7 protein-coding genes are annotated in these 5,388 nt (G+C 63.1%); 3 read left to right on the top strand and 4 right to left on the bottom strand.

The annotated features are described in order from the left end of the window. Nucleotides 1-488: TerC family protein (locus HP546_RS25220; protein WP_172231031.1), on the bottom strand; the 488-nt coding region annotated here is incomplete at its 3' end. A 28-nt stretch (nt 489-516) separates the two neighbouring features. Further along, a complete protein-coding gene (locus HP546_RS25215) occupies nt 517-759 on the bottom strand; it encodes a hypothetical protein (protein WP_172231028.1) in 243 nt (80 codons plus the stop codon). A gap of 135 nt (nt 760-894) precedes the next feature. On the opposite strand from HP546_RS25215, the gene nhaR reads away from it, so the two are divergent. The 3 genes from nhaR (at nt 895) to HP546_RS25200 (ending at nt 3,921) form a co-directional block, all read left to right on the top strand. Further along, nucleotides 895-1,788, top strand: coding sequence for a transcriptional activator NhaR (nhaR, locus tag HP546_RS25210; protein ID WP_172231025.1), 894 nt, complete (start codon nt 895-897; stop codon nt 1,786-1,788). Between the two features lie 95 nt (nt 1,789-1,883). Then, a complete protein-coding gene (sstT, locus tag HP546_RS25205) occupies nt 1,884-3,095 on the top strand; it encodes a serine/threonine transporter SstT (protein ID WP_172231022.1) in 1,212 nt (403 codons plus the stop codon). A 178-nt stretch (nt 3,096-3,273) separates the two neighbouring features. Next, complete coding sequence (locus HP546_RS25200; protein ID WP_172231019.1) at nt 3,274-3,921, top strand: YceH family protein; 648 nt, start codon at nt 3,274-3,276, stop codon at nt 3,919-3,921. Between the two features lie 4 nt (nt 3,922-3,925). Here the strand turns inward: HP546_RS25200 and HP546_RS25195 are convergent, their stop codons facing one another. Both HP546_RS25195 and ahpF read right to left on the bottom strand, forming a co-directional pair. Continuing rightward, nucleotides 3,926-4,114 (bottom strand): hypothetical protein, encoded by a 189-nt coding sequence (locus tag HP546_RS25195; protein ID WP_172231016.1) that lies wholly within the window; start codon nt 4,112-4,114, stop codon nt 3,926-3,928. Between the two features lie 154 nt (nt 4,115-4,268). Continuing rightward, the coding region (gene ahpF / locus HP546_RS25190; RefSeq protein ID WP_172231013.1) for an alkyl hydroperoxide reductase subunit F at nt 4,269-5,388 on the bottom strand (1,120 nt) is incomplete at its 5' end.

Raw genomic sequence — 5,388 nt, 5'->3', positions numbered from 1 at the left:
ATCGGCAGGTGCTCGGTCATGCCCACGGCGGTGATGATGCTGTCGACCGAGAAGACAATGTCCAGCAGCAGGATCTGGAAGATTGCCGCAGCAAAGCCCAGGGTAACTGTCGAACCCACCTTGGCTTCTTCCTTGGCGCCATGCGGGTCGACGTTTTCGTGAATCTCCTTGGTTGCCTTCCACAGCAGGAACAGGCCACCAGCAATCAGGATCACGTCCTTCCACGAGAACGCATTGCCGAACACCTCGAACACCGGGTCGGTCAGCTGCACGATCCAGGCCACCGTGCTGAGCAAGGCCAGGCGCATCACCAGGGCCATGCTGATACCGATACGCCGTGCCTTGGAGCGGTACTCCACCGGCAGCTTGTTGGTCAGGATGGAGATGAAGATCAGGTTGTCGATGCCCAGTACGACTTCCATGGCTACCAGCGTAGCCAGGGCGACCCAGGCGGTAGGGCTAGCGGCGAGTTCCAGCAAGTATTCCATTGTTCAAGTCCTGCAGCGGCGGTTGGGGTCAGATTTCCTGGGTGTCTTGTTTTTTGTTTTCGGCGTCCTTGGGCTTCTGCCCTTCAGTGCCGATAGCCTCGTTCAACGCTTGCTGGGCGGCCTTGTTGGTGTCATCGATGGCCTGTTTGGCCGACTGAGCCGCCTGGTCGAGCATCTGCTGGGCAGATTTCTCGGCCTGGTCGCAACCGGCCAGGGTGAACAGGGCCAAGGCTAGCACCAGCGGCGTGCCGATGGATTTGAATTGCAGCATGGGTTCCTCGCTTGTCGATATTCCGGCGGCGCACAGGGCGCCTGATGGTGGAGAATTCTAGCCAACGCAATACATCAGGAAAATTCGTATTTTCAGCGGTTATACTTCGGCTTTTACGAATCGGGAAAAGCTCCGATGCTCAACTATCGGCAGTTGCACTATTTCTGGGCGGTGGCCAAGACCGGCAGCGTCGCCCGCGCCAGCGAACAACTGAACCTGACCCCGCAAACCATCAGCGGGCAGATCAGCCTGTTCGAACACACCTACGGCCTGGACCTTTTCCAGCGCGTGGGCCGGCAACTGGAACTGACCGAAACCGGGCGCCAGACGCTGATCTATGCCGAGCAGATGTTCCAGCTGGGCAGCGAACTGGAGGCCATGCTGCGGGCTGGCCCACAAGAGCAGATACTGTTCCGGGTGGGGGTGGCTGACGTGGTGCCCAAGTCCATCGTCTATCGCCTGCTGGCCCCGACCATGGAACTGGACGACGTGCTGCGCATCAACTGCCGCGAAGACAAGCTCGAACGGTTGCTGGGTGACCTGGCGATCCAGCGCCTGGACCTGGTTATCTCCGACAGCCCCATGCCCAGCCACCTGGACATCAAGGGCTACAGCCAGAAGCTGGGCGAGTGCGGGCTGAGCTTCTTCGCCACGCCCGCGCTGGCACAGCGTCATGCCGGCGCCTTCCCTGCCTGCTTGCAGGACGCACCACTGCTCATCCCTGGCCAGGAAACCGTGGTGCGCAGCCGCCTGCTGCGCTGGCTGGGCGAGCAGCAGGTGCAGCCCAGGATTGTCGGCGAGTTCGATGACAGCGCCTTGATGCAGGCATTCGGGCAGTCGGGCAGCGGCATATTCGTGGCACCCAGCGTGATTGCCGATGAAGTGTGCCGCCAGTATGGGGTGCAACTGGTCGGGCAGACCGACGCCGTGCACGAGTCGTTCTATGCCATTTCGGTGGAGCGCAAGGTCAAGCACCCGGGCATCGTGGCGATTACCGAGGGGGCGCGGCGGGAGCTGTTTCATTGGTAGCCATCAGGGGCCGTTGATGGAGAAGTGGCCGGAACAGCCCTACAGAGGTCTATGGTAAAGTCCTGCCCTTTCCGGATTCCGAGACCTCGCTGCACATGACCCCTGTCCTCCACCTTCTCAATCGCGTCAGCCTGGTGACCCAGATCGTCATCGGCCTGCTCGCCGGTATTGTCCTGGCCCTGCTTGCGCCCGCCGTCGCCAACGACCTGGGCTTCCTCGGCAAAGTGTTCGTCAGCGCGCTCAAGGCGGTGGCGCCCGTCCTGGTGTTCATCCTGGTGATGGCCTCGATTGCCAACCATCGCCATGGCCAGGAAACCCATATCCGTCCGATCCTCTGGCTGTACCTGCTGGGCACCTTCGCGGCGGCAGTGGTAGCGGTGGTTGCCAGCATGCTGTTTCCGTCGACCCTGGCGCTGAGCGCCGGCGATGCCTCGTTGAGCGCCCCCGGGGGCATTGCCGAGGTGCTGCAGAACCTGGTGTTGAGCGCCGTCGACAACCCGATCAATGCGCTGATGAACGCCAACTTCATCGGCATCCTGACCTGGGCCATCGGCCTGGGCGTGGCCCTGCGCCATGCTGGCGAAACCACCCGTACCGTGGTCGAGGACCTGTCCAATGGCGTGACGTTGATCGTGCGCGTGGTCATCCGCTTCGCGCCGCTGGGCATCTTCGGCCTGGTCAGCTCCACCCTGGCCCAGTCGGGCCTGGACGCCCTGCTCGGCTACCTGCACCTGCTGGCGGTGCTGATTGGCTGCATGCTGTTCGTGGCGCTGGTAATGAACCCGCTGATCGTGTTCTGCAAAATCCGCCGCAACCCCTACCCGCTGACCCTGCTGTGCCTGCGCGAAAGCGGCATCACCGCATTCTTCACCCGCAGCTCGGCGGCCAACATCCCGGTCAACCTGGCGCTGTCGCAGCGTCTTGGGCTGCATGAAGATACCTACTCGGTGTCGATCCCACTGGGCGCGACCATCAACATGGCCGGTGCGGCGATCACCATTACCGTGCTGACCCTGGCGGCCGTGCATACCCTGGGCATTCCGGTGGACATGCCGACTGCCGTGCTGCTCAGCGTGGTGGCGGCGGTGTGCGCCTGCGGCGCCTCGGGTGTGGCCGGTGGCTCGCTGCTGCTGATTCCACTGGCCTGCAGCCTGTTTGGTATCCCCAGCGAGGTTGCCATGCAGGTGGTGGCAGTAGGTTTCATCATCGGCGTGCTGCAGGATTCGGCCGAAACGGCGCTGAATTCTTCGACTGATGTGCTGTTTACCGCGGCGGCGTGCCAAGCCGAAGTACAGCGTAACGCCTGAGATTGCCGGGGCCGCGTTGCGGCCCTTTCGCCGGCAAGCCAGCTCCCACATGGATCGTATCGCCCTCAGGTCGTATGCAGTCCTGTGGGGGCTGGCTTGCCGGCGATGATGCCAGTGATTGCTTAAGCCTGGCGCTTTACCTAGGCTAGTGGACTTTCCCCAGTAATGAGACAGGGCCATGTCAGAACACGAAACCGCAGGTGAAGGCCGCTTCAGCAGCATCGAGATCCGGGTCCTTGGCTCACTGATCGAAAAGCAGGCCACCAGCCCGGAAAGCTACCCGCTGACCCTCAACGCCCTGCTTTTGGCCTGCAACCAGAAGACCAGCCGCGAGCCGGTGATGAACCTTACCCAAGGTCAGGTCGGCCAGGCCCTGCGCGCCCTTGAAGGCCAGGGCATGACCCGTCTGCAGATGGGCAGCCGCGCCGACCGCTGGGAACACCGGGTGGACAAAGCGCTGGAACTGGTGCCGGCGCAGCTGATACTGATGGGCCTGATGTTCCTGCGTGGGCCGCAAACCCTCAACGAACTGCTCACCCGCAGCAACCGCCTGCACGAATTCGATGACACCGAACAGATCCAGCACCAGCTGGAGCGCCTGATCTCACGCGACCTTGCCGTGCACCTGCCACGCCAGGCAGGCCAGCGCGAAGACCGCTACACCCATGCCCTGGGTGACCCGGCGGAAGTCGAGGCGATTCTGGCCGCGCGCCAGCACGAAGGCAGTGCACGCAGCAGCGCTGGCACTGTGGCGGAGGAGCGGATCGAAGCCCTTGAGGCGCGCATCGCAGCCCTCGAAGCACGCCTGACCGAACTGGGCGGCTGAGCGATCAGGGTTCGGGGTCGGGAAAGTTGCGACAACTCTTGCGCTCGGCCAGCTCCCGGTCACTGGGGCGCTGGTCGACGAACACGGTGCGGCCGTCGGCGTAGATCTCGAGGTAGCCCCAGTGCAGGTCCTGCTCTCGCTGGCCGGGCTTTGGAGGGACTAGCCACCAGGGTTCGCGGCTGATCAGGGTCATGGGTGTGATTCCTGAGGGGTCTGCACTAATCATAGACACCCTCAGCCTTCGAAGGCCCTCTCGCCGGCAAGCCAGCTCCCACAAGTGCACCACAGATCTGAATACTGCGATCACCTGTGGGAGCTGGCTTGCCGGCGAGAGGGCCAGTGCAGGCTTACGCCGGCGCCGACGTCCGGATCAGGTGATCGAAAGCCGCCAGCGAAGCCTTGGCCCCCTCACCCACCGCAATCACAATCTGCTTGTACGGCACAGTGGTCACGTCACCTGCCGCAAACACACCCGGGATACTGGTCTGGCCCTTGGCATCGACGATGATCTCGCCACGCGGCGACAGCTCGACGGTACCCTTCAGCCAATCGGTATTCGGCAGCAAGCCGATCTGTACGAAAATGCCTTCCAGCGCCACCTCGTGTTGTTGATCGGTGGTGCGATCCTTGTAGCGCAGGCCGGTCACTTTCTCACCATTGCCCAACACCTCGCTGGTCAGCGCACTGGTGATCACCTTCACGTTCGGCAGGCTGTGCAACTTGCGTTGCAAGACCGCATCGGCACGCAGCTGGCTATCGAACTCGATCAGCGTCACTTGGGCGACGATACCAGCCAGGTCGATGGCCGCTTCCACACCCGAGTTACCGCCACCAATCACGGCCACACGCTTGCCCTTGAACAGCGGGCCGTCACAGTGCGGGCAGTAGGCCACGCCGCGGCCGCGGTACTCCTGCTCACCGGGCACGTTCATTTCCCGCCAGCGCGCGCCAGTGGCCAGGATCACGGTCTTGGCCCTGAGCGCAGCGCCGCCAGCCAGGCGCACTTCGTGCAGCCCGCCGTCTGTAGCCGGGATCAACGCTTCGCCGCGCTGCAGGTTCATGATGTCCACGTCGTACTGCTTGACGTGCTCTTCCAGCGCCGTGGCCAGCTTCGGCCCTTCGGTTTCCTGCACCGAAATGAAGTTCTCGATGGCCAGGGTATCGAGTACCTGGCCGCCGAAGCGTTCGGCGGCAACCCCGGTACGGATGCCTTTACGTGCGGCGTAGATGGCAGCTGCCGCGCCCGCTGGGCCACCGCCGACCACCAGCACGTCGAACGCGTCCTTGGCGTTGATTTTCTCGGCCTGGCGAGCCCCGGCACTGGTGTCGATCTTGCCGAGGATTTCTTCCAGGCCCATGCGGCCCTGGCCGAATACTTCGCCATTCAGGTAGATGCTCGGCACCGCCATGATCTTGCGCGATTCCACTTCTGCCTGGAACAGCGCACCGTCGATGGCCACGTGGCGC

This window comes from Pseudomonas sp. CM25, from assembly GCF_013179705.1.
In the GTDB taxonomy this organism is placed as follows: domain Bacteria; phylum Pseudomonadota; class Gammaproteobacteria; order Pseudomonadales; family Pseudomonadaceae; genus Aquipseudomonas.
Note: the sequence above shows the minus strand (reverse complement) of the source record. Positions and strands in the feature narration are given on the sequence as shown.

What these genes read in the sequence shown, in the direction of transcription:
- HP546_RS25215 (WP_172231028.1), bottom strand. Translation starts at nt 759, where the DNA reads ATGCTGCAATTCAAATCCATCGGCACGCCGCTGGTGCTAGCCTTGGCC.
- nhaR (WP_172231025.1), top strand. Translation starts at nt 895, where the DNA reads ATGCTCAACTATCGGCAGTTGCACTATTTCTGGGCGGTGGCCAAGACC.
- sstT (WP_172231022.1), top strand. Translation starts at nt 1,884, where the DNA reads ATGACCCCTGTCCTCCACCTTCTCAATCGCGTCAGCCTGGTGACCCAG.
- HP546_RS25200 (WP_172231019.1), top strand. Translation starts at nt 3,274, where the DNA reads ATGTCAGAACACGAAACCGCAGGTGAAGGCCGCTTCAGCAGCATCGAG.
- HP546_RS25195 (WP_172231016.1), bottom strand. Translation starts at nt 4,114, where the DNA reads ATGACCCTGATCAGCCGCGAACCCTGGTGGCTAGTCCCTCCAAAGCCC.